General features: G+C 66.6%; 20 protein-coding genes. 11 read left to right on the top strand and 9 right to left on the bottom strand.

The annotated features are described in order from the left end of the window. Positions 1 to 15 precede the first annotated feature (15 nt). Positions 16 to 648, bottom strand: coding sequence for a pyroglutamyl-peptidase I (locus QRT08_RS16160; protein ID WP_286047007.1), 633 nt, complete (start codon positions 646 to 648; stop codon positions 16 to 18). Positions 649 to 686: 38 nt separating this feature from the next. Further along, positions 687 to 890: a DUF1328 family protein gene (locus QRT08_RS16155; protein WP_286047006.1), complete on the bottom strand. Its 204-nt coding sequence runs from the start codon at positions 888 to 890 to the stop codon at positions 687 to 689. 97 nt (positions 891 to 987) lie between these two features. On the opposite strand from QRT08_RS16155, the gene QRT08_RS16150 reads away from it, so the two are divergent. From QRT08_RS16150 to QRT08_RS16135, 4 genes are all read left to right on the top strand, one after another. Continuing rightward, positions 988 to 1755, top strand: coding sequence for a creatininase family protein (locus tag QRT08_RS16150; protein WP_286047005.1), 768 nt, complete (start codon positions 988 to 990; stop codon positions 1753 to 1755). A 177-nt stretch (positions 1756 to 1932) separates the two neighbouring features. Beyond that, positions 1933 to 2145: a hypothetical protein gene (locus QRT08_RS16145; RefSeq protein ID WP_286047004.1), complete on the top strand. Its 213-nt coding sequence runs from the start codon at positions 1933 to 1935 to the stop codon at positions 2143 to 2145. 337 nt (positions 2146 to 2482) lie between these two features. Continuing rightward, positions 2483 to 3082 (top strand): class I SAM-dependent methyltransferase, encoded by a 600-nt coding sequence (locus tag QRT08_RS16140; protein ID WP_286047122.1) that lies wholly within the window; start codon positions 2483 to 2485, stop codon positions 3080 to 3082. A gap of 567 nt (positions 3083 to 3649) precedes the next feature. Then, positions 3650 to 3898, top strand: a complete 249-nt coding sequence (locus QRT08_RS16135) for an acetyl-CoA carboxylase (protein WP_286047003.1) — start codon at positions 3650 to 3652, stop codon at positions 3896 to 3898. A 32-nt stretch (positions 3899 to 3930) separates the two neighbouring features. On the opposite strand, the gene QRT08_RS16130 is transcribed toward QRT08_RS16135, so the two are convergent. Further along, positions 3931 to 5433 (bottom strand): amidase, encoded by a 1503-nt coding sequence (locus QRT08_RS16130; protein WP_286047002.1) that lies wholly within the window; start codon positions 5431 to 5433, stop codon positions 3931 to 3933. A gap of 131 nt (positions 5434 to 5564) precedes the next feature. Between QRT08_RS16130 and QRT08_RS16125 the strand changes: the two genes are divergently transcribed. Next, entirely contained in the window at positions 5565 to 6326 is a 762-nt protein-coding gene (locus QRT08_RS16125) for a LamB/YcsF family protein (RefSeq protein WP_286047001.1), read from the top strand. Positions 6327 to 6331: 5 nt separating this feature from the next. Here QRT08_RS16125 and QRT08_RS16120 read toward each other — a convergent pair whose 3' ends face one another. Together QRT08_RS16120 and QRT08_RS16115 are read right to left on the bottom strand one after the other, a co-directional pair. Next, positions 6332 to 7303: a 5-oxoprolinase subunit C family protein gene (locus QRT08_RS16120; protein WP_286047000.1), complete on the bottom strand. Its 972-nt coding sequence runs from the start codon at positions 7301 to 7303 to the stop codon at positions 6332 to 6334. Then, the gene (locus QRT08_RS16115) at positions 7300 to 8202 is read right to left on the bottom strand and encodes a 5-oxoprolinase subunit B family protein (RefSeq protein WP_286046999.1); all 903 of its coding nucleotides are present in this window, start codon (positions 8200 to 8202) and stop codon (positions 7300 to 7302) included. Before QRT08_RS16115 ends, QRT08_RS16120 begins: the two co-directional genes overlap by 4 nt. Before the next feature lie 158 nt (positions 8203 to 8360). Here QRT08_RS16115 and QRT08_RS16110 point away from each other — a divergent pair, with 158 nt between their 5' ends. Next, positions 8361 to 9695, top strand: coding sequence for an acetyl-CoA carboxylase biotin carboxylase subunit (locus QRT08_RS16110; RefSeq protein WP_286046998.1), 1335 nt, complete (start codon positions 8361 to 8363; stop codon positions 9693 to 9695). A gap of 30 nt (positions 9696 to 9725) precedes the next feature. Here QRT08_RS16110 and QRT08_RS16105 read toward each other — a convergent pair whose 3' ends face one another. Then, positions 9726 to 11189: an O-antigen ligase family protein gene (locus QRT08_RS16105; RefSeq protein ID WP_286046997.1), complete on the bottom strand. Its 1464-nt coding sequence runs from the start codon at positions 11187 to 11189 to the stop codon at positions 9726 to 9728. Between the two features lie 178 nt (positions 11190 to 11367). After that, the gene (locus QRT08_RS16100; RefSeq protein WP_286046996.1) at positions 11368 to 11874 is read right to left on the bottom strand and encodes an OsmC family protein; all 507 of its coding nucleotides are present in this window, start codon (positions 11872 to 11874) and stop codon (positions 11368 to 11370) included. 111 nt (positions 11875 to 11985) lie between these two features. On the opposite strand from QRT08_RS16100, the gene QRT08_RS16095 reads away from it, so the two are divergent. The 3 genes from QRT08_RS16095 to QRT08_RS16085 all read left to right on the top strand — a co-directional run bounded on the left by QRT08_RS16095 (position 11986) and on the right by QRT08_RS16085 (position 16560). Next, the gene (locus tag QRT08_RS16095; RefSeq protein ID WP_286046995.1) at positions 11986 to 13266 is read left to right on the top strand and encodes an MFS transporter; all 1281 of its coding nucleotides are present in this window, start codon (positions 11986 to 11988) and stop codon (positions 13264 to 13266) included. A 65-nt stretch (positions 13267 to 13331) separates the two neighbouring features. Continuing rightward, positions 13332 to 13850 (top strand): Lrp/AsnC family transcriptional regulator, encoded by a 519-nt coding sequence (locus QRT08_RS16090; protein WP_286046994.1) that lies wholly within the window; start codon positions 13332 to 13334, stop codon positions 13848 to 13850. Between the two features lie 586 nt (positions 13851 to 14436). Continuing rightward, a complete protein-coding gene (locus tag QRT08_RS16085; RefSeq protein WP_286046993.1) occupies positions 14437 to 16560 on the top strand; it encodes an acetate--CoA ligase family protein in 2124 nt (707 codons plus the stop codon). Here the strand turns inward: QRT08_RS16085 and QRT08_RS16080 are convergent. Beyond that, positions 16557 to 17546, bottom strand: coding sequence for an LLM class flavin-dependent oxidoreductase (locus QRT08_RS16080; RefSeq protein ID WP_286046992.1), 990 nt, complete (start codon positions 17544 to 17546; stop codon positions 16557 to 16559). The two genes, QRT08_RS16085 and QRT08_RS16080, sit on opposite strands and share 4 nt — an antisense overlap. 96 nt (positions 17547 to 17642) lie before the next feature. Between QRT08_RS16080 and QRT08_RS16075 the strand changes: the two genes are divergently transcribed. Continuing rightward, entirely contained in the window at positions 17643 to 18140 is a 498-nt protein-coding gene (locus QRT08_RS16075; RefSeq protein ID WP_286046991.1) for a redoxin domain-containing protein, read from the top strand. A 14-nt stretch (positions 18141 to 18154) separates the two neighbouring features. On the opposite strand, the gene pdhA is transcribed toward QRT08_RS16075, so the two are convergent. After that, positions 18155 to 19267 (bottom strand): pyruvate dehydrogenase (acetyl-transferring) E1 component subunit alpha, encoded by a 1113-nt coding sequence (gene pdhA / locus QRT08_RS16070; protein WP_286046990.1) that lies wholly within the window; start codon positions 19265 to 19267, stop codon positions 18155 to 18157. A gap of 526 nt (positions 19268 to 19793) precedes the next feature. On the opposite strand from pdhA, the gene QRT08_RS16065 reads away from it, so the two are divergent. After that, the gene (locus QRT08_RS16065; protein ID WP_286046989.1) at positions 19794 to 20729 is read left to right on the top strand and encodes a bile acid:sodium symporter; all 936 of its coding nucleotides are present in this window, start codon (positions 19794 to 19796) and stop codon (positions 20727 to 20729) included. Positions 20730 to 20951 lie beyond the last annotated feature (222 nt).

Genomic DNA, 20951 nt, shown 5'->3' with positions numbered 1-20951 from the left:
GCTTGACAGAAATTACTATTCACTCGGATCGTTCTGACAGCGTTCGAGCAGCAGTTCGATCGCCCGATGCTGTGTGTCGAGGGCCACGCTCGGCGGGACCGACCCGCCGCTCGTCGCCGCCTCCCGCCCCTCGCTCGCCGCCATTTCGGGGGTGAGCGGCAGGTGGACGAACCCCGCGGGGGCGTCGGTCACGCTCCGCGCGGTGTAGAGGGCGTGATTACAGCAGTGGGTGCCCGCGGTGTTCGAGACCCGGGCGGGGATCCCGGCCTCGAGGAGGGTCTCGACGCACGCGACGACCGGGATCGACGCGAGATGGGCGTCGGCACCGTCGGGGTCGATCCGCTCGTCGCGTGGGCTCGCCCCGTCGTTGTCGGGCGTCCCGCCGGCGTCGACCACGTTGAGCGCGACGCGCTCGACGCCCATTGCGCTCCGGCCGGCCGCGAGACCCATCGAGAGCACGAGATCCGGATCGACCCGCTCGATCGCCGATCCGAGTTCCTCGCTCACGCGGTCGAACTCGACGGGGAGGACGCGCCCGATCACGTCGTGGCGCCCGATCCGCTCGCCGTCGAGACGGGTTGCGAGTCGCTCGCTGGGATTGGTTTCGTGCTCGGCGAAGGGTTCGTAGCCGGTCAGAAGCACCGTCATGCTCCCCGCGACGCGTCAGGGGGTGATGGTGCTTGCGATCAGAGCAACAGCGAGACGATCGCGAGGATGACGAAGACGATGATGAAGATGCGGGCGATCTCCATCGAGATCCCCGCGACGCCGCGTGCGCCGACCGCCGCGGCGATGATCGCGAGGACGAAAAAGACGATCGCGTACTGGAGGAACTCGCCCGAGAACTGCAGCGGTGCGAGGGCGTCCATCACGGTGGTGAGTCGAACCATACCCCACCTTCTCTATCCTCCCTTATATGAATGGTGGCGGATTCACCCCCGAGAGCCGAGTGCGTACGTTCAAGCCACCCTCGACGCAAGTGGCAACATGGAGCTCGCAGCCCGGACGTGGCCCGAACTCGGGAGCTACTTCGAGACGGAATCGCTCGCGCTCGTCCCCCTCGGCTCGACCGAACAGCACGGCCCGCACCTTCCCGAGGGAACCGACCACATCATCGCCGAGTCGCTCGCTCGGGCCGCGGCCGACCGGACGGGCTATCTCCGTACGCCGACCGTCGATGTCGGCGTCAGCCCGCACCACCGACAGTTCCACGGGACGATGTGGGTCGACGCGCCCGTCTTCCGCGATTACATGGAAAGCCTCGTCTCGAACCTCACCTACCACGGCATCGACCGCGTGGTCTTCGTCAACGCCCACGGCGGGAACGTCGCCCACCTCCGGGAGGTCGGCCGGCGGCTCCACGACCGCGAGGAAGCCTACGCGATCGAGTGGATGTGGGACGAGAGCATCCCCACCCTCGTCTCGGAGCTCTTCGAACGGAACGGTCCCCACGGCGGTCCCAAGGAAACCGCGATGATCCAGCACCTCGCGGGCGATCTGGTTCGCGAGGACCGGATCGAGGAGGCCGCCGAGGGCGGGGCGACGTTCCCGAGCGACGACACCCACCAGAACGGCGCGCGGACCTTCTACGACTGTCTCGACAACTCCGAGAACGGCGTGTTCGGCGACCAGCGCGACGCCACCGCCGAGAAGGGCGAACGCCTGTTCGAGGCGGCGGTCGACCAGCTCTGTGAACTCTGCCGGTGGCTCGACGAACGGCCCTTCGAGGACCTCGTCGCGAAACCACACGTGTAGTCCGTCACCTCCCTCCCTACGGGCGGTCGTCGTGTTGTCGTGAACGCCGAGGCACGTCCGTCGCGTCGGGGCTCGCCCGGGTCCGGTACTCTCCGTGTTCGATCCCGAACCGATCGTCTCGCCCGCCCCAGATAAGTAACAAAACTTATATATTTTTAGAATATTGTATAAAATGATATGACAGCTGATACGGGCGTGGCGAACTGCTACACCTACTCCCGGGAGTTCTCCCACGGGGGCTATGCGTTCCGGGTACGGATCAACGACGACCTGATGTCCTACACGGCGACGGTCTCGCGCGACGGCGAGGTCGTCTCCGTCGTCGAGGACCTGGGCCCCGAGGCCGCCTCGTGGTCCCATGCGTTCCTCGCCCGGGCGGTCCTCGACTGAGGCGACTCGGTCCCCCTCGGGGCCGCGTGCATACGGCGAGTCGGGGACCTGCCGGGCGGGTCGGGAACACGTCGTGTGCACTCGTCCCGTACCATCCGACGCCAGAGACGTGAAAAAACGAACTGCACGCGCTCGGTGTTCGCGGTGCCTCTGACAGACGCCCGTTGGGAGCGGCCCCTTCCACCCAACGTGTCAATCGAGCGCGCGAGTCAAATACGTTCGGATCTCTCCGATACCGGTGTGTGTTCCCATCGCGTCCGGTCGATTCGGACGGGAGCGATCAGGAGACGAACACGGAGTCGGTGTGGCTTTAGGTGTGGGTCCCGTTTCACTGGGGGTGAACCCGAACGAGATCCATCGACAGTGGGCGGAGCGGTCGGGGGAGTACTCCCCGGACTACTACGCCTACTACGGGTCCAACGAGGCGAGCGAACTGCTCCGTCGCACGCTTGACCGTCTCCCGGCGTCGGACCCGTCGGTTCTCGAACTCGGCTGTAGTTCGGGCCGCCACCTCGCGCATCTCCACGAACACGGCTATCGGGACCTCTCGGGGATCGAGATCAACGACGAGGCCATCGACGTGATGGAGGAGACGTACCCCGCACTCGCCGCGTGTGGGACCTTCTACCTCGACACGATCGAGGAGGTCGTCACCGGATTCGAGGACGGACGGTTCGACGCCGTCTACTCGGTCGAGACGCTCCAGCACATCCACCCGGACAACGAGTGGGTCTTCGAGGAACTGTCGCGCGTCACCGCCGACCTCCTCGTCACGGTCGAGAACGAGGGAAGCGGGGACGAGACGGTGAACTACGTCAACGGCGAGTTTCCGCTCTACTACCGGGACTGGGAGGCCGTGTTCAGCGATCTCGACTTCCGCGAGGTCGAATCCCACGCCCTGAAGCGGGACACGTTTCGAGCGTTTCGCCGCACGTAGCGTCCTCGGACCCCGCGGTCGTTACCACGGTATCTTTCCCGTCGGGTCCTGGTCGCGAAAAACGGATGCGCCGTCAGAGACACCCGGGCGAGGACACCGACACCGTGCAGATAGCTCATCCCCTGTCTCCGTTGTCGCGTGACGTCCTCGTCCGGGTTGCTACTAACTACTCGTCGGACCCACTTGGGTGGACGGGGTGATCGCTCATGGTCTTTATCCCTCGACCGCCTCGCCCTCGCGGCGCTCCTCCGGACGGAGGCCCCGTCCCCACTTCGTTTCTATTATTTAATATATAACAGAAAATATTAAATTAGTAGAGAACATAGTAGGAAAAGAACAGTCGTATGATGACCCATCCAGAAGGCCACTGTCGTAACTGTGGCGAGCCCCTCCGTTTCCGGCCCTGTCTCAACTGTCGACATCGTTCGGTCTCGGTAGCAGGTAGCTGAAGGTACGTCTCCCCTGACATGACGGGCCGGATTCGATGATCGACCGACGCCCATCGGGACGGGGAACACGGCGATAGGAAAAGAAAGCTATACCTCCCGAGGAGACGTCGTCGTTCGAATGGCAAACACGACGACGATCGAAGCGCCGATGCCCGGCGTGTTCTACCGCCGATCCGATCCCGAGGAGCCATCGTTCGTCGAACCCGGAGACCGGGTCGAGGCGGGCGATACGATCGCGCTCATCGGCGTGATGAAGAACTTCAACGACGTCACGACGGACGTCTCGGGGACCGTCCGCGAGTTCCTGGTCGAGAACGAAGCCGAGATCAAAGCCGGCGACGGCCTCGCCGTCATCGAGATCGAGTAGTTCTCCGAAACCGGTTGCGATCCACCAAGCGCTCAGTCTTCGAGCGCCGGTGCGGTTTCGGGCGGTCGGCGGGGGTCCGCTTTCTGCTCGTAGGCGTATGCGAGCCCCACCAGCGTCGCCTCGTCGTAGGGTTTGCCGATGAGTTCGACGCCCACCGGCAGTCCATCGTCGGTGAGGCCGGCCGGCATGGAGACGGCACAACAGCCCGACTGGGAGGCGATGACGGTGTTCGTCGGGAACGTCAGCGTGTCGAGTTCCCCCGCCTCGATGGAGGCCGCCGTCGGCGGGACGACCTGCACGTCGGGACACAGCAGTACGTCGAGGTCGTGGTCGGAATAGACGGTAAGCACCGCGCGCTGGAAGGCTATCTGGGCGGCGACCCGCTCCCAGTACTCGGGATCGCTCTCGGGGTCTTCGGGCCCCTCCTCGGCGATCCCGATCAGGAGGTCGAGGATCTCGTGGTACTGGCCCGATTCGTACAGTTGTGCGACCGAGTCGATCGGGGCGTCCTCGCGGGCGGCGAAGAAGTCGTTGAGATCGCGTTTCGACTGGGCGATGTACAACGACGTCCGCTCTACGTGTTCGTCCAAGGAGGGGATCTCCACGGGATCGACGACCTCGGCTCCCGCCGCCGTCATCGTTCCGATGGCCTCGTCGACGAGTCGAGTGACGGGGCCGCTGTCGGGGTCGTCGGAATCGCCGAACGCGCCTCGTAGGACGCCGATCCGCGCGCCCTCTAAGGAATCCGGATCGAGCGCGTCGGCGTAGGAGACGCCCTCGACGAACTCGGTGACGGCGGTGTACTCGTCGGCCGGGTCGTAGCCGACGGCGACGTCGAGCATCGTCGCGAGATCAGCGACCGTCCGCGTCATCGGCCCGGGCGTGTCCTGGGAGACGACGAGCGGCGACATCCCTGTTCGACTCAACAGGCCGGGAGTGACGCGGATCCCGAAGAGGTTAGTGTACGCTGCGGGAAGGCGGATCGATCCACCCGTATCCTCGCCGATGCCGATCGTCGCGAGGTTGGCGGCGACGGCAGCGCCGGTCCCGCTGCTCGATCCGCCGGGATCGCGGTCCAGCGCGTAGGGGTTTTTGGTCCGGCCCAGCACCGACGAGTAGCCGAACCACGAGGTCGCCCAGTCCGGGAGGTTAGTCTTCACGAGGACGACCGCCCCCGCTTCCCGTAGCTTCCCGACCAGCGTCGCGTCGGTACTCGGTTGATAGTCCGCAAACGCCTCGGAGCCGAACGTCGTCCGCACCTCGGCCGTCTCGACCTGATCCTTGATCGCGACCGGGATCCCGTGAAGCGGGCCGACGAGCCCCTCCGACTCGAAGGCGGCGTCGAGTTCCTCGGCCCGTTCGATCGCGTGTGGGTTCACCGTAATGATCGCGTTGAGTTCCGGGCCGTTCCGGTCGTAGGCCTCGATCCTCTCGAGATACCTGTCGACGAGTTCGCGACACGTGAGCGTCCCGGCCTCATAGGCGTCGTGGACGTCGCTCACCGTCGCTTCGACGAGATCGAATTCCTGTGTCATCGCTTCTCTCCCTTCACGATCGACGGCTGCTCGATTAAGCGTATCGTATGACAAACGGCAGGTACGGCCACTATCCGTCGTTTTTCGCTGCGGGACGAAAGCTATAGTGCATCCGATCGTCAACCTCCCGCATGGTGCGGATCGATATCAACTGTGACATGGGCGAGAGCTTCGGGAACTGGGAGATGGGACGCGACGAGGAGGTGATGCCCTACATCACCTCGGCGAACGTCGCGGGCGGCTACCACGCCGGCGATCCGCACGTGATGGGGCGGACCGTCGCCCTCGCGGACGAGCACGACGTGGGGGTCGGCATTCATCCGGGGCTCCCCGACAGGATGGGCTTCGGCCGGCGGAAAATGGATATCACGCCCGAGGAGATGGCCGAGTACGTCGTCTACCAGTTGGGCGCGCTCGACGCGTTCGCGCGGGCCAACGGCGCGAGCATCCAGCACGTCAAACCCCACGGCGCGATGTACTCGATGCTCTCCGAAAGCCCCGAGCACGCCAGAGCCGTCATGGAGGGGATCCTCGAGGTCGACCCCGAGATCGTCTATCTGGCGACGGACACGAACATCTTCGAGGTCACGAAGGAGTACGACTCCCTGCGGGCGGTCTTCGAGGGCTACGTCGACCTCACCTATCGCGCGGACCGCAGCCTCATCGTCGAACGCAAGAAGGAGTCGCTCGACCCCGACCTCGTCGCGGATCGCTTCGTGAGCATCGCCCTCGACGGCGAGGTCGAGGCCGCAGACGGCGAGGTCATCGACGTGCCCGCCGAAAGCATCTGCATCCACGGCGATACGCCCAACTCGGTCGAGATCCTCGAGGCGATCCACGAGCGGATCGCGACCCACGACATCGAACTCGTGTCGCTCTCGGAGATCGCCTGAATAGCCTACTCCAGCGTCCCTCGGATCGTTTTCAACCGTTCGCTTCGCTCCTCCCTCGCCGCCAGTGCCTCTTCGAGGGTCACGGACTCGAACGAGACGGTGCCGTGGGTCGGGCGTTGGGCGAGGCGGTCCCGGTCGGGGCTGATGACGGTGGCGACCGTCGCGTAACCCCCGCCTGTCACCGCATCGCGCATGACCACGATCGGCTCGTCGGGGACCTGGATCGAGCCGACGGGGTAGCCCAGATCCACGACGTTCGAGGGGTCCGGTCCCGCGCCGAAGGGCTGTTCGCGCTCGACGAACTCGATGTCGATCCCGTCGGTGAGCCGGTAGCCGACGCGGTCGGCCTCCGAACTCACCGTCCACTCGGCGTCGAGAAACGCCCGCTTACAGTCCTCGGTGAGCCGATAGTCACACAGCCCCATCACGATCCGGATCGGGTCGTCCTCGTCGTACCTCGGTCGATGACTCTCCTCGACGGCGCTCCCGGTCCGGTCGCTTCGATCCTCCGATTCCCCGAGCGCGAGGCTGTCGCCCGCTTCGAGCGCCCGGCCCTCGTGGCCGCCCAGCCCGATCAAGGTGTACGTCGAGCGACTCCCCATGATCTCGGGGACGTCGACCCCGCCCGAGACGGCGAGGTAGGATCGCGTGCCCTCGGTCGCGTACCCGAAGGCCAGTTCGTCGCCCGCCTCGACGGCGACCGCCTCCCACAGGGGGATCGGCTCTCCATTGAGCTCCGGGGACATGTCCGGGCCGGTGACCGCGATCACCCGCTCGTCCCGGAACTCGACCGTCGGGCCCTGATAGGTGCATTCGAGGGTCGCCGCTTTTTCGGAGTTGCCGACGAGGGCGTTCGCCACGTCGTGTGCGAACCCGTCCATCGCGCCGGAGGGTGGCATGCCGATGTGGTACTGGCCGAACCGACCGGTGTCCTGGACCGTGGTCGAGAGGCCAGCATCGCGGATCTCGATGCTCATTCGAGGGCCTCCACGAGTTCGCGGTTGTACTCGTAGGGTCGCTCGAAGAACTCGCCGGGGACGAACTCGGTTTTTCTATACCTGTACTCGTAGGTTCCCCCCTCGACGCGCTCGCGGATCGCGTCGTACTCCTCGCGATCTATTTGCCGGAATTTGATGATGTCACCGGGGTTCAGGAAAACCAGTGAGTCCTCGAAGCCCGGGAGATCCTGCTCGACGTCGAGCACTTCGACGGGGGTGCGCCCGAACAGCTGGTAACCGCCGGCCCCGGGGACGGGATAGATCGCGGTAAAGGCCCCCCCGAAGCCGATCGCCCGGCTCGGGGTGTGGGTCCGTGGGGCGACGTATTTCGGTACCTCGATCTGTCGGTCGCGGGGCACCATCTGGAAGGCGAACGGAAGCCCCGGGACGAAGCCCATCATCGTCACCATGTGTGGCTGGCCCGAGTGGGCGTCGACGAACGCCTCGACGCTCTCGTAGCCGTTGATCCGCGCGGAGTACTCGAGGTCGGTCGAATCGGGGTCCTGATGGCGCTCGCGGAATTCCATCAGCGCCTCCTCGGTCCACGGATCTCCGTAGAGGACGGGGATCTCGATCACGCGGGTGTCCCAGCGGTACTCCGTCAGTTCGACCGACTCCTCGAGTTCCCGCAACTCCTCGATCAGCGCGTCGGGATGGAGCCGTTCGGGATCGAACTGGATCAGATACGAGGCGTTCGCGGGACAGATCTCGTTGACGCCGTCGAGGTCGCGCTCGCGAATCTGTTGGGTGATCGCCATCGCCCTGAAGTTTGCGTCGAAACTCATCTCCTCGGCCAACTCGACGAACACGTGGTCGTCGCCGCCGTGTTCGTAGCGGACGTCGGTGAGTTCCGTCCGCCCAATGGTTGTTGCTGGCATACACCGAGGCGGTTTCGGCGGCGTGGGTATATACTCTGCTCGAAGCCCCGGTTTTTCGGCATGTCGTCGCTCGATTCGAGGGGAGGGTCCTCTCGATGGGTTCGGCGATCCGGGACCCACAACTGCGTGCTTATACCGCCGGTCGGTGTAGGGACGGTATGTTCGACCGGGTGCTGATCGCGAACCGGGGAGAGATCGCCGTGCGGGTGATTCAGGCGTGTTACGACGCGGGCGTGACGCCGGTCGCCGTCTACAGCGACACGGACGAGACGGCGAAACACGTCCGGCTCGCGGCCGAAGCCCGACATATCGGCGCTTCGGTCGCCCGCGAGAGCTACCTCGATCGGGAGGCGATCATCGGGGCCGCCCGGGAGGCGGGCGTCGACGCGATCCACCCCGGCTACGGCTTTCTCGCCGAGAACGCCGCCTTCGCCGCCGCCGTCGAGGACAGTGAGTTCGCCTGGGTCGGCCCGCCCAGCGACGTGATGGCCGACTTCGGCGAGAAGACTCGTGCGCGCACGCTCATGGCGCGGGCGGACGTCCCGATCGTTCCCGGGACGACCGACCCCGTCGCCGACGCCGAGGAGGTGAGAGCGTTCGGCGAGGAACACGGCTATCCGGTCGCGATCAAGGCCGAGGGCGGGGGCGGCGGGCGGGGACTGAAGGTCGTTCGCACGGAAGGCGAGATCGACGCGGCCTTCGAGGAGGCCCGTCGCGAGGGCAGGGAGTACTTCGACAACCCGAACGTCTACGTCGAGCGGTATCTCGACGACGCGCGCCACATCGAGGTGCAGGTGCTCGCCGACACCCACGGCAACGCGATCCACCTCGGCGAGCGCGACTGCACCCTCCAGCGCCGCCAGCAGAAGCTCATGGAGGAGACGCCCGCGCCCGGACTGAGCGACGAGGAGCGAACGGCGATCTGTGAGGCCGCCCGCCGCGGCATCGCCGAGAACGACTACGTCAACGCCGGGACCGTCGAGTTCCTCTATCAGGACGGCGATTTCTACTTCCTCGAGGTCAACGCCCGGATCCAGGTCGAACACACCATCACCGAAGCCGTCACGGGGATCGACCTCGTCGGCTGCCAGCTACGGGTCGCCGCCGGCGAGGAACTGCCCTACACGCAGGACGACATCGACTCCCGTGGAGTCGCCATCGAGTTCCGCATCAACGCCGAGAACCCCGATGAATCGTTCGCGCCGATGCCGGGCACCTTGGAGACGTACCGCCCGCCCCGCGGGTTTGGCGTCCGCGTCGACGACGGCGTGGATCAGGGCGACGCCATCAGCCCGTACTACGACTCGATGATCGCGAAGTTCGTCGTCACCGGTTCGGATCGTTCGGAGGCCGTTCGACGGGGGAAACGCGTCCTCCGCGAGGCCGAAATCGAGGGTGTTCCGACGACGATCCCGTTCCACCGCCGAATGCTCGAGGACGAGGTCTTTCGCTCGAACGGCCACACGACGACGTACGTCGACGATCGGCTCTAGCACTCCGATACGCTGGGGCGCCGGATCAGACTACGGCCGCTCGTCGGGGCGTTCGGCCCGGTACTGTACCTCCGTTCCGTAGCCGAAGGAGTCGGTCGAAACGGGCGAATCGGCGCCGGGAGCCGTGGCGCTGTCGGCCCCGCTCGAGGCCGTTGCTGGATCGCCGGCGATGCTCGCGACGGTGTAGCCGACCGCGAGCGCCCCGAGGACCGCGCCCGGGCCGAACTGGTAGACGGTGTACGCTTCGAACAGCTGGTGGACGGCGAAGCCGACCGCGAGCGAGAGCATCCCGACGTCCACCCGGTCGTACCGGACGATCCCCTGGACGAGCGGGCCGAGGACGACCAGACAGTACGCGAGTCCGCCCAGTATGCCGGCACGGATGAAGATCGAGAGGTACGAGTTGTGGACGGAGCCACCGCCGTCGAGATACGGCGCGATCGCCTCCCGCGTCCCGACGATCCCCTGGCCGAACAGGCCCGAGTCGTGGTAGGTCGCCTCGATGCCCGCCCGCCACAGCGTGAAGCGCTGGGCGGGGTCGATCGGGATGACCGAGTAGTAGATCGCCACGAGGAAGGCCGGCACGGCGACGGCGATGGCGATCAGCGCCACCGGCAGGAGCCGCCTGTCGGTCGCCGAGAGGGTGTAGACGCCGATCGCGACCGCGGTCGCGAGCATGCTCGCGCGGCTGTTCGAGAGGAAGAGGCCGAACGCCAGTACCGGGAGCGCGCTCGCCGGCAGGATCGTCAGAAGGGGTCGCGAGCGGAGCGTCCGGTGTGTCGCGACGTAGGCGGCGACCGTGCCGGGGAACAACAGCAGTCCGAGCGTGTTGGGGTTCGCGAAGATCGAGCGCACGATCGGGACCTCCCGTTCGAGAACCGGGATCGTCGTGCTCCCGCCCCAGGTGCGGACCTCGAACAGCCAGAAGCCGTAGTCGCCGACGACGAGCGTCGGCAGGGCGAGGACGACGACGGCGGTCCCGATCGCGGCCGTCGACCAGTAGACGGCGTCCACGGAGACGTATCGAGGGAGGACGAAGCAGTTGAACGACAGCACGACCCCGGCGAAGACGGGAAACAGCCCCAGCCCCGAGCCCGCGGGGTACGCCGCGGCGTGCGAGAGGAAGATCCCAAACAGGACGGCGAACGCCGCGACGTACGGCCCCGCCGTCGGGAGGTAGCCCCGAAGGTCGTCGCGCGCGAGGACGAACGCGAGCAGGAGGACGAAGACGGCCACCAGTTCGAGGACGCGAAACCCGAGGCCGCCGACCACCAGGACGATGAGGACGGTGCCGAGCGCGAAGGTCAGGCCGACCTGCAGCGAGAAGAGCGGCGAGATCCCGTCGTGGACGCGAAAGTCGTACTGGTTGAACGCGATGACCGCCAGGAAGAGGTACCCGAGCACGACGTGGACGGCGCTGATCCGGTCTACGACGGGGGCGAGAACGACCAGACCGAGGGCGGACGCGAAGAGGAGATCGGTGAGTTTGTCCATGACGAGGATTACGATAGGCTCGTTGACCGTTCGTCACGGGGGATCAAATAGCTGTGTGTACGATTCGTCTAGTTATCGTAAGCGGACGTCGGCCGAAAGATTCACCTCCGCCGTCACGTCCGGACGATCGGCGCGCGTGTCGTGAGCCCGCACACGGACGGGAGCCGCCGGTATCGGCTCACTCGAAGTGCCAGTCCGTCTCCATCGTCGGCGCGTTCGCGAGCGTCTGGTACACCACGCAGTACTTCTCGGTCGCGCGCTGGAGCGACGCGGCGGTTTCTTCCTCTACCTCCCCGTCGACCGTGACGTCCATCCGGATCCCCTCGAACCCCACCGGGACGTCCTCGTCGATCCCCATCGTCCCCCGCAGGTCCAGGTCGCCGCTCACCTCCGTCTCGATCGAGACGTCGAGGTCGAACGCGTCGGCGACCGCCTGGGCGGTGAGCTGTGAACACGCCGCGAGCGCCCCCAACAGCAGGTCGCCCGAACACGCGCCGGTCCCCGGCCCCGCCGCGCCCTCGTGGAGTTCGGCCTCGTAGACCGCCCGCCCGATGTCGACGTCGCACGAGCGGACGTCCGCCTGCTCGCTGCCCGTCGCCGAGAGCGTGATCTTCGCGGCCTCGGGGTTCTCCGTGTACTCCTCCTTCAGCGGCGCCTGCTCCTCCTGTAAGGTACTGTCTGCCATGCCTTTCGGCCTACGGCGCGATACTACTTAGTCGCTGTCGACGCCGCGCTCGAAACCGGCGTTCGTCACCCCCTTCACAACGCTTAGGAGATGTCCGTGAGAGTATCCGGAGTGAACGTCCTCTCGGACCCCACGAGACGCCGGTGGCTCGCGTGGGGGGCGCTCGCGACGGTCTTCCTGCTGGTGAACCTCCACCGCCTCTCGACGGCGGTCCTCTCGGGGCGTCTGAGCGCCGATTTCGGCCTGACGGCCGCCCAGTTGGGGACGCTGCACGCCTCCTTCTTCCTCGTCTACGCGCTCGTCCAGATCCCGACCGGCGTGCTCGCTGACCGGGTCGGCCCCCGCCACGTCGGATCGGCCGGCGCGGCCGTCCTGAGCGTCGGCGCGGTCGGGTTCGCGCTGGGCGAGAGCTACCTCGTGGCGCTCCTCTCGCGGGGGCTGGTCGGGCTGGGAAGCGGCGTGATCTTCGTCTCGATCCTCCGGTTCTGTGCGAACTGGTTTCGAACTGATGAGTTCGGGACGATGACGGGGCTGACCGCCGGCGTCGCCGGCCTCGGGGCGATACTGGCGACGACGCCGCTCGCGCTCGCCGCCGCGACGATCGGCTGGCGACGAACCCTACTCGGACTCGCGGCCGTCGGCCTGCTCGCCGCCGTCGCGGTCTACGCCCTCGCGCGGAGTTCGCCCGCCGACGCCGGTCTCGACCCCATCGAGGGCGTCCCCGAACAGCCCTCGGTGTCGCTCTCGGGAACCGCCACGTACCTGCGGGCGCTCGCGGGCGACCGCGACCAGTGGCTCCTCTCGTTCGTCTTCTTCGCGGGCATGGGGACGATTCTGACGCTCATCGGCCTGTGGGGCGTGCCGTACCTCGTGGTCGTCTACGGCCTCGACGTGACGACCGCGTCGTACTACACCCTGCTGGGGTCGGTCGGACTGCTCGCCGGGCCGCCCGCGATCGGCTGGCTCTCCGATAGAATCGAACGCCGTCTCCTGCCCATGAGCGTCGGCCTCGCGCTGTTCGCGCTCGCGCTCGGGGTCGTTCCGGTCGTCGGTCGACCGCCGCTTTCGGTCGTCGCCGGGATCTACTTTCTCTGTGGATTCCTCGTCGGCTCGGCGGTGCTCGCCCTCTCGGTCGTCAAGGAGCGGTACCCGCCCGACGCCAGCGGCGTCGCCACCGCGACCGTCAACACCGCCGGGTTCGTCGGCGCGACCGTCTTCCCGACGGCGATGGGCGTGGCGCTGGACGCCTACAGAACGGGCGACGTCGTCGGCGGCACGGTCGTCTACACCGAGTTCGGCTACCGGGTCGCCTTCGCCATCGTCGCCGGCGCGGTCGCGCTCGCCTTCCTGTGTTCGCTGTGGCTGCTCGCCCGGGAGTCGACGCGCCCGTAGGTCGGGTCGTCGGTGGATCGACCGGGCGGCCAAACATCCTTGTCCGTCCGTCCCGATTGGCGGGCATGGTCAGGGAGAAGGACGAACGGCTCCTTCTGGACGAGGTCGACCGGGGCATCCTGTACATGCTCCAGGAGAACGCGCGCACCACGACCCACGACGAGATCAGCGCGGAGGTCGGCGTCTCGCCGAGCACCGTCCGCAACCGGATCGGACAGCTCGAGGACGCCGGGATCATCGAGGGGTACGGGCCACAGATCGACTACGAACGCGCGGGCTTCCCGCTTCACGTCCAGTTCGTCTGCACCGTCTCCGCCTCCGAACGGAGTCAGCGGGCACGGGAGGCCCTGGAGATCAACGGCGTCGTGAGCGTCCGCGAGATGCTCACCGGCGAGCGGAACCTCGTGGTCGAGGTCGTCGCCGTCGGGACGCGCGACCTCGGCGCGATCACCGAGGCGCTCAACGAGTTGGAGATGACCATCCATACGTCCGACATCGTCACCGGCTCGTACAGCCAGCCGTTCAACTACTTCAAACTAGATTCTGACGAAAAAAAAATCGGCGTCGGCGAGAGACATAAATGACGAATAAATACTGTTGAATAAACGCCCTGCCTTCGTATCGATGCGTAATCCGCAACTGATAGTACGGTATCAGCAACGCTTATGCCGATGGAACGCATTTGGGAATTCGGAAGGGACGGGGAGTAAGAAGTAGTGCCTCTGACACCTACGCCATTCCCTTCCACTCATGGTCGCGGCGAGAACCTGACGTGCCCACACGAGCGTCGGGTCTGGCGAAGGCAGTATGAACGAGGGGGTTGTTCTACTTAAATCTTAGTCATTTCCGCCTGCGTTGCGAAAAGCGCAATCCCCGGACCGGGACGTGCGTTCCATCGCCGGTCTGGGGCGGCGCCGATGGGAGGGTCGGCGATGGCCGTGGGAGCGGGGCCGGCGCGTTCGGCCACTGGACCGCCGGGAGCGTCGACGGCGAGTCGCTCGCTCTAGGGAGTCTCGTTGCCGATTATCGTTGTTTCGCCAGTCGTTCGAACCACAGCGGCTGGTTCGCTCATCTGGAGTCTCTGGTTTCTACCGAGAATCCCTATCGCCACCGTCGGTCCGGAGCGCGGGCGAGGAGAGGAGTTATGGTGGCGGCTTCGGACGGTCGAGTATGAACTCCGAGCGGATGGACGCGCTTCTCGCGCCCGACTCGATCGCGGTCGTCGGCGCGAGTCCCGACTCGTGGTACTCCTCGAACCTGGTCGAAAATCTTCAGGAATACGGCTACGACGGCGACGTTTACTACGTGAATCCGGGCCGCGAGGAGGCGTGGGGCGCGCCGTGTCACGACTCGATCACCGACGTGCCGGCGGTCGTCGATCTGGTGGTGGTAAGCGTCCCCCGGGAGTACGTCCTCGGCGTCGTTGAGGACGCCGGCGGGATGGGCGTTCCGAGCGCGCTGGTCATCACCGCCGGGTTCGCCGAGGCCGACGCGGAGGGTGCGGCACTCGAGGAGCGGTTGGGCGAACTCGCAGAGGAGTACGGAATGGCGATCTGCGGGCCGAACACGATCGGCCTCGCGAACACCCACGACGAGACGGTGATCACCTCGACGTGCTCGCGAAAGCCCGGAAAAGGGTCGATCGGGCTGGTGAGCCAGTCGGGCGCGCTCGCCTTTACGACCTTCTACGAGCGGGCCGCAGACGAGGACATCGATTTCTCCTATATCGTCGCCACCGGCAACGAGGCGAGCCTCTCGATGGCGGATTACGTCGGGTTCATGGCCGGCTCCGAGCGCGTCGACGTCGTCTGCGCCTACATCGAGGGGGTCGACGACCCCCGGCGGTTCGTCGAGAGCGCGGGCGCGGCGGTACGGGGGGGAACGCCCGTGCTCGCCACGAAGGTCGGTAGGTCCGACGTCGCCGAGCAGGCCTCGCTCTCGCACACGGGGTCGGTGACGGGTGACACCGCCGCGTGGGACGCCGCCTTCGAGCATGCCGGAATCGAGCGCGTCCCCGACATCCCCGATCTACTCGGCAGATCGCGGGTCCACACGGCGTTCGACCCGCCCGAGAGCGCGAACGTCTGTCTGGCCTCGACCAGCGGCGGCCTCGCCAGCCTGCTCGCGGACATGGCCGCCGAGCGCGACCTCTCGCTCCCGCCGCTTGCGGGAGAAACCGAGCAGGCGCTGTTGGACATGGAGGACCTGCTGACCTTCGGCGCGATGCACAACCCCGCCGACATTCGGGGGTACGGCGCGGACGTCCTCCCCGAGATCGCGGAGGTCCTGTTCGCCGACGACGATTTCGACGCCTACGTCTTCGCGGTCGGACTGCCCGCGGTCGGCGAGCGCGCCGAGGACATCGCCGACGCCATGCTCCGAGTCAGAGACATGGCCGACGATCCCGTCCTCTTCCTCTGGACCGGACGGAAGGAGCCCGAACCCGGGGATGGGTCGCCGCTGCCCTACGATCGGGTGCGCCGGGAGACGCCGCTGTACTACGACCCTGGCCGGTGTCTCGACGCGCTGGCCTCGTTGGTCCGCTTCGGCGAGCGGACAGAGCGAGAGTCGACGCGGTCGCTGACCGAGGTCCCGAGAGTCGAGACGCCGGCGCTCCCCGCCGAGCGGGTGTTGACGTGGGACGAAGGATCACGACTGCTCGAATCGGGCGGGATCTCCCCGGTCGAGACGCGCCTCGCGACGAGTCCCGAGGAAGCGGTCGACCACGCGGAAGCGATGGATGGCCCGGTCGTCCTGAAGGTCGATTCCCGCGACCTCCCCCACCGCAGCGACGCGGGGGCGGTCGCCGTCGGCGTCGCACCCGAAAACGCGGCCGAGCGCTACACGGAGGTCGTGACAAACGCCCGCGAGTACACGGACGACGCGGCCGAGATCGAGGGCGTGCTCGTCCAAAAACAGGCGAACCTCGACTCGTCCACCGAGGTCCTGGTGGGCGTCTCACGTGACGAGGGGTTCGGCCCCGTGCTGACGGTCGCACCGGGCGGCGAACTCGTCGAACTGTTCGGTCCCGGCGCGGGCGTGACGCTGCTTCCCCCGGTGGATCCCGACGAGGTCCGCGAGGCGATCGCCAGAACTCCGCTCTTCGATCTCCTCTCGGGCTATCGCGGCCGACCGCCGGGCGATGTCGATTCCCTCACGGAACTCGTGAGCCGCGTGGGCGACCTCGCGGTCGGCGCGAGCGCTCCGGAAATCGACGAACTCGACCTGAATCCCGTGCTCGTCGGTAGTGATGGGATCTCGGTCGTCGATGTCCTCGTGCGGACCGGCCCCTAGACGTTCGGGAGCACCTCGTCGCCCATCAGTTCGATCGACTCGCAGGCCCGCTCGTAGGGGAGACCGGGCCAGTGCGAGCGCACGACGACGTGGCTCGCGTCAAGGTCCTCCTCGTAGCGTTCGAGCGCCGCACAGACCTCCGCCGGGGTGCCGAGCACGAACCGGTCCTCGGCGAGGTCCTCGAACGGCCGGTGGAGGTCGTTCGCGTCCTCCATCGCCTCGTCCTGTCCCCACGAGACGTACCGCCGGTACTTCTCTTCGAGGTGCTCGCGGGCGATTCCGACGGCTTCCTCATGGGTCGGCGCGACGAACGCCTCGCGGATCACCGGGACTTCCGAACTTTCCCCGCGCTCCTCGCGGATCGGGTCGTACCACTGCGCCTTCTGGTCCGCGATCTCCCCGACCGTCGCGTGGGGGTTGACCAGCCACGCGTCGGCGAGGCGGGCGGCCCGCTCGACGGCCCGGTCTGCGTTCGCGGCGAGCCAAACGGGTATGGGCTCCTCGGGCCGGATCGGGATCGCGGCGTCCTCGACGGCGTAGAACTCCCCGTCGTGGGTGACGTTTTCCTCGGTCAGCAGCCGTCGAGCGAGTTTCAGGCCCTCGATCAGGCGGGGGACGCGTTCGGCCTTCGGGATCCCGAACGCCTCGAACTCGGCGTCGCGGTAGCCCGCGCCGACGCCGAACGCCGTCGGGCCGTCGTGGAGCGCGTCGATGGTCGCCACCTGCTCTGCGATCTCGACGGGGTGGTAGAAGGGCAGGAGGACGATCCCGGTCGCGATCTCCATCCCCTCGAGTTCGCCGGTGAGGCGCCCGAGGAAGGGCAGGAGCTGTAGCTGCGTGAAATCCGAGAGGTAGTGCTGGCCCGCCATCACCTGGTCGAACCCGGCCGCCTCGGCCGTCTTCGCGATCCGGATCATCCCCTCGCGGAGCTCCCGACCAGTCTCGCTCGCGGCCGTCTGGGGATTGACGTAGACGCCGAATTTCATGGCACGGAATGACTCGCTCGTCGCTTAAGCGTTCGGACCCCCGTCTCGATCCGTCGCCACCGCCAACCCTAAGAGCCGACTCGCGGATGGAGTACCATGGTCGAGGAAGGCCAGCCAGCCCCCGATTTCACGGTCCCGATCGCCGGCGGAGAGGCGTACAACGACGTCGGCGAGTTCACCCTCTCGGAGCATTTGGGAGAGGGCCCGGTGGTCCTCGCCTTCTTCCCGGCGGCGTTCACGAGCGGCTGTACCGAGGAGCTCTGTACCTTTCGCGATTCCCTGAGCGCCTTCGATGCGGTCGACGCGAGCGTCTACGGGATCAGCACCGACCTCCCGTTCGCCCAGAACGAGTTCATCCGCCAGGAGGGGCTCACCTTTCCGTTACTGAGTGACTTCGAGCACGAGGCAATCCGGAGATACGACGTCGTCCTCGAGGGCTTCTACGACGTGATGTCCGTCGCCGAGCGTGCGGTGTTCGTCCTCGATTCCGAGGGAACGGTCGTCTACCGGTGGGTTCGATCGGGCGAGAACCCGGATTTCGCCCTGCTCGTCGACGAGGTTCGCGAGGCCGTCGAGGCGATCGCGGACGACTAACGGACGTGATGCCGCTACTCGTCGGCCAGTAGCGCCTCGTCGCCGTACCGCTCGCGCAGCCCCTGGAGGTACTCGCGTTGCTCCGCGAGGCGCGGGGTCGGCTCCTCGAAGGCGTGTTCGAACATCTCGGCCGGGTCGCTCACGAACTCCTCGGCCCGGTCGACGAGTCCCGTGATCGACTCCTCGATCCCCCCTTCGATCTCCTCGATCCGTCCGTCGTCGAGCACTCCTTCGCTTCGGAGGTACGCCTCGAACCGGTCGATCGGGTCGCGCTCTCTCCACCGCTCGACCTCCTCGTCGTCGCGGTAGTTCGATGGATCGTCGGCGGTCGTGTGCGCGCCGTAGCGGTACTGGACCGCCTCGATCAGCGTCGGGCGGGCCTCGCCCTCGGCGGGATCGAGCGCCTTCTCGCGGGCGGCGCGCGTCACCGCGTACATCGCCAGCGGGTCCATGCCATCCACCTGCACGCCCTCGAAGCCGTAGGCGCTCGCCTTCACCGCGAGCGTCTCGCTCGCCGTCTGGCGCTCCCTGGGGATCGAGATCGCCCACCCGTTGTTGTTGCAGACGAAGACGGCGGGCGTGTCGAACACCCCTGCAAAATTCAGCGCCTCGTGGAAGTCGCCCTCGCTGGTCGCGCCGTCCCCGAAGTGCGCGACTGTCGCGCGGTCGTCACCGGCGAGTTTCGCGGCCCACGCCCAGCCGACGGCATGGGGAAGGTGGTCGCCGATGGTGATGTTCAGCGGGAATACGTCGAGATCCGCGAGCGCGGCGTTGCCCGCCTCGTGGCCCATCCAGTACAGCAGGTACTCCCAGGGCATCCCGCGGGCGACGAGCGCGCCGTGTTCGCGGTACTGATAGGAGATCACGTCGTCGTCCGCCAGCGCATACGTGCTTCCGATCTGGGAGCCCTCCTGGCCCGCCAACGAGGAGTAGGTCCCCAGCCGACCCTGTCGCTGGAGGCTGATCATGCGCTCGTCGAACCGCCGGCAGAAGCGCATGTCGCGGTACATCGCCGCCAGCCAATCGGATCCGAGGTCGGGAACGAGTCCCGGCGCGAGGACGCTCCCGTCGGGCGCGAGCACCTCGATCCGATCGTCCGGTTTCCGGTCGAAGAGGGTTCGTGCCATCCCGTCGGTACCGTCGGAGAGGGGACATAAAAACGTCCACCCGCTGGATCGGCGACGGGAGTAGTTGTCCAGCTATCAGAAACCCTTATTATGCTGTGTGCTATACTACCTCACACACCCGCCGCCCCGTTCGAAGCGCGGTGGGTACCCGCGATCGAATCGTCCACCAACCACCACGGTACACCGATACATCGAACGAGACCGACACAACAACCCGACGGACTGGAATCGTACGCTAACTACGGTATCGCGCGGCAACCACGCATCGTCTGCCAATCACTGCGTCACGGCGGTCCGACTTCGGTCCTCCCTGTCGGATCTGCCGATCTCGCTTCCACCTCGCCATAGCGTCGCCGGTTTCTCTCGCCGTACCGTTCTCCTTGAGGACAGAATGGTTCACTACTTCGATCCACCCGTGGTCGTGATACCGTCGGTCAGAGGACATCCAACGGCACGTCCCTGATGTGACGGGCCACAGCGCGAGCGAGTCCCGCTCTGTCAACGACCGATGGAGGTATGACCGAGTATGAACGACACGGGACGAGAGAGACGATACGTGAACGAGACGTGGCATCGGTACGTCGGTCGGGCCCGGCGGTTCGAGAACGTCGGGCTGGTTCTCGCTGCGGTCGTCCTCGGCGTCCTCGTGCCGGGGCCGGGTCGGTACGCCGACGTGCTCGTCACGCCGCTGGTGATCTTTCTGGTGTACGGCTCGCTTCGCGGGATCAGCGTCGCGACCGTCGAGTACCGCTCGTACGGGCTCGTGATCCTCTGTTCGCTGGCCGTCTCGTACGTCCTCCTGCCGTTCGGCGGGATCCGGATCGCCGACGCGGTCCTGACCGGCGACGCCCTGATCGGGATGGCGATCGTCCTCGCCGCGCCGACGACCGCCGGGAGCGCGATCATCTGGACCCGGCTCGCCGGGGGCGATTCGGAACTGGCCGCGCTCGTCTCGATCAGTTCGCTCGCCGTTGCGCCCCTGCTCACCCCGTTCGTCCTCTCGTCGCTTCTCGATCGCCGGGTTGCGCTCCCGGTCGAAACCATGGTGGTCGACCTCCTGGTGATCGTCCTCGGCGGCCTCGTCCTCGTGATCGCCCTCCCCGAGCACGTGATCGGTGACGCCGCCGTCGACCGGGGGTCGGGCCTCGCCATCCTGTGTCTCATCTACTCAAGCATCGCGAGCGTCGACGTCGGGGCGATCGACCCGGCGAGTTTCGGCGTCGTCGGGGCGCTCGTCGTGTCGCTGCTCGGCGTCGGATTCGTCGCCGTCCGGGCCGCGAGCGCCGCCATGGGGATCGACCGATCGACCTACCTCCCGCTGTTCTTCACCGCCGGGCTGAAGAACCTGGGTATCGCGCTGCTGATCGCGTTCGCGTATCGCTCCGCGATGGTCGTCGTGGTGATCGTCACCTACTACGTGCTCCAACAGCTCGTCGGTGCGGTCATCGCCGACTTCGCATAGGACCGGGTCGAGACGTCTAGTCCGGCGAAGGTGGATCACGACCGTGTTAGACGGGGCTGTATGATCCCCCGTGTCTATGAGTCGTCGATCGGAGTACTGACCGGGCTAGCCCCGGCAGTCGATGATCGCCCGGGTAAGCACGTCCACCCCGATTCGGAGCGCCCGTTCGCCGATGTCGGGTCGTGGTACCGCGACCCTCGGAAGCGTTATCCGTGGCAGGGG

It is taken from the genome of Halalkalicoccus sp. NIPERK01 (assembly GCF_030287405.1).
Lineage (GTDB): Archaea > Halobacteriota > Halobacteria > Halobacteriales > Halalkalicoccaceae > Halalkalicoccus.
Note: the sequence above shows the minus strand (reverse complement) of the source record. Positions and strands in the feature narration are given on the sequence as shown.

Excerpts from the sequence above, each read along its gene's own strand:
- QRT08_RS16160 (WP_286047007.1), bottom strand. The coding sequence starts at position 648 with ATGACGGTGCTTCTGACCGGCTACGAACCCTTCGCCGAGCACGAAACC.
- QRT08_RS16155 (WP_286047006.1), bottom strand. The coding sequence starts at position 890 with ATGGTTCGACTCACCACCGTGATGGACGCCCTCGCACCGCTGCAGTTC.
- QRT08_RS16150 (WP_286047005.1), top strand. The coding sequence starts at position 988 with ATGGAGCTCGCAGCCCGGACGTGGCCCGAACTCGGGAGCTACTTCGAG.
- QRT08_RS16145 (WP_286047004.1), top strand. The coding sequence starts at position 1,933 with ATGACAGCTGATACGGGCGTGGCGAACTGCTACACCTACTCCCGGGAG.
- QRT08_RS16135 (WP_286047003.1), top strand. The coding sequence starts at position 3,650 with ATGGCAAACACGACGACGATCGAAGCGCCGATGCCCGGCGTGTTCTAC.
- QRT08_RS16130 (WP_286047002.1), bottom strand. The coding sequence starts at position 5,433 with ATGACACAGGAATTCGATCTCGTCGAAGCGACGGTGAGCGACGTCCAC.
- QRT08_RS16125 (WP_286047001.1), top strand. The coding sequence starts at position 5,565 with ATGGTGCGGATCGATATCAACTGTGACATGGGCGAGAGCTTCGGGAAC.
- QRT08_RS16120 (WP_286047000.1), bottom strand. The coding sequence starts at position 7,303 with ATGAGCATCGAGATCCGCGATGCTGGCCTCTCGACCACGGTCCAGGAC.
- QRT08_RS16115 (WP_286046999.1), bottom strand. The coding sequence starts at position 8,202 with ATGCCAGCAACAACCATTGGGCGGACGGAACTCACCGACGTCCGCTAC.
- QRT08_RS16110 (WP_286046998.1), top strand. The coding sequence starts at position 8,361 with ATGTTCGACCGGGTGCTGATCGCGAACCGGGGAGAGATCGCCGTGCGG.
- QRT08_RS16105 (WP_286046997.1), bottom strand. The coding sequence starts at position 11,189 with ATGGACAAACTCACCGATCTCCTCTTCGCGTCCGCCCTCGGTCTGGTC.
- QRT08_RS16100 (WP_286046996.1), bottom strand. The coding sequence starts at position 11,874 with ATGGCAGACAGTACCTTACAGGAGGAGCAGGCGCCGCTGAAGGAGGAG.
- QRT08_RS16090 (WP_286046994.1), top strand. The coding sequence starts at position 13,332 with ATGGTCAGGGAGAAGGACGAACGGCTCCTTCTGGACGAGGTCGACCGG.
- QRT08_RS16085 (WP_286046993.1), top strand. The coding sequence starts at position 14,437 with ATGAACTCCGAGCGGATGGACGCGCTTCTCGCGCCCGACTCGATCGCG.
- QRT08_RS16080 (WP_286046992.1), bottom strand. The coding sequence starts at position 17,546 with ATGAAATTCGGCGTCTACGTCAATCCCCAGACGGCCGCGAGCGAGACT.
- QRT08_RS16075 (WP_286046991.1), top strand. The coding sequence starts at position 17,643 with ATGGTCGAGGAAGGCCAGCCAGCCCCCGATTTCACGGTCCCGATCGCC.
- pdhA (WP_286046990.1), bottom strand. The coding sequence starts at position 19,267 with ATGGCACGAACCCTCTTCGACCGGAAACCGGACGATCGGATCGAGGTG.
- QRT08_RS16065 (WP_286046989.1), top strand. The coding sequence starts at position 19,794 with ATGAACGACACGGGACGAGAGAGACGATACGTGAACGAGACGTGGCAT.